This is a genomic window from Nonomuraea sp. PA05 (assembly GCF_008086045.1).
Lineage (GTDB): Bacteria > Actinomycetota > Actinomycetes > Streptosporangiales > Streptosporangiaceae > Nonomuraea > Nonomuraea monospora.
The window spans coordinates 1-1,175 of sequence record NZ_VSEY01000104.1 but is presented as its reverse complement, the minus strand read 5'-3'; the positions used below and the strand labels follow the sequence as shown (position 1 = coordinate 1,175).

At 67.3% G+C, this 1,175-nt stretch carries 1 protein-coding gene; it reads left to right on the top strand.

What is annotated here, in order from left to right; translation table 11 throughout:
- Positions 1-141: 141 nt before the first annotated feature.
- A partial coding sequence (locus tag FXF51_RS60210; protein WP_148443835.1) for an IS630 family transposase occupies positions 142-1,175 on the top strand: 1,034 nt, incomplete at its 3' end.

The following is a 1,175-nucleotide window of genomic DNA, read 5'->3' as shown; positions in this document are numbered from 1 at the left end:
TAGTGAGCTGGCTTTGAGGTCTGTGGTCACCACTTGTGTTGCTTCATGTAACTGGGTGGTGACTTCGGAGCCGGGCGGGAGTGTGCTGAGGATGTGGGAGACAGCAGACTGCCGCCGCTGGTACTGACCGCGGGCGAGCGGATGACCTTGCAGGGCTGGGCGTCTCGCCGGTCGACGGCACAGGGGCTGGCGTTACGTGCGCGAATCGTGCTGGAGTGCGCGCGAGGCGACTCCAACCTCGCCATCGCCGCGCGGCTGGGGATCGCGCGGGGCACGGTCACCAAGTGGCGGGCCAGGTTCATCGCCGCCCGCCTGGACGGGCTGGCCGACGAACCGCGGCCCGGTGTTCCGCGCACCATCACCGATGCCCAGGTCGAGCAGGTGGTGGTGGCCACGCTGGAGACCACACCGCCGGGCGAGACCCACTGGTCCAGACGGCAGCTGGCCGCCCGCGTGGGCATCTCGCCGACCAGCGTCGCCCGGATCTGGAAGGCCTTTGGGTTACAGCCCTGGCGGACCGAGACGTTCAAGATCTCGCCCGACCCGCTGCTGATCGACAAGATCCGTGATGTCGTCGGCCTCTACCTGGCCCCGCCGGCCAACGCGGTGGTGTTCAGCGTGGACGAGAAACCGCAGATCCAGGCGCTGCAGCGCAGCGCTCCGGTGCTGCCGATGATGCCCGGGGTGCCCGAGCGGCGCACTTTCGACTACGTCCGGCACGGCACCGTGGACCTGTTCGCCGCCTTCAACGTCGTCACCGGGGAAGTGGTGAGCAAGGTCACCGCCCGGCACACCGCGGCCGATTTCCGTGACTTCCTGGCCGACCTTGATGCGGTCGTTCCGGCCGGCCTGGACGTGCACGTCGTCTGCGACAACCTGTCGGCTCACAAGGCACCGGTGGTGCAGCGATGGATCATCGCCCATCCCCGCTTCACCCTGCACTTCATCCCCACCTACTCAGCCTGGCTCAACCAGGTCGAGCGCTGGTTCGCCGAGCTTCAGCGCCGCTGCCTGGACCGCGGGGTGTTCTGCTCGGTCGAGCACCTCACCACCGCGCTCCACGACTGGATCGACGCCTGGAACGACAACCCCCGCCCATTCATCTGGCGCAAGACCGCCGACCAGATCATCGACCGTATCTGCCACTACTGCTCACGAATTTCCGGACCAGCTCA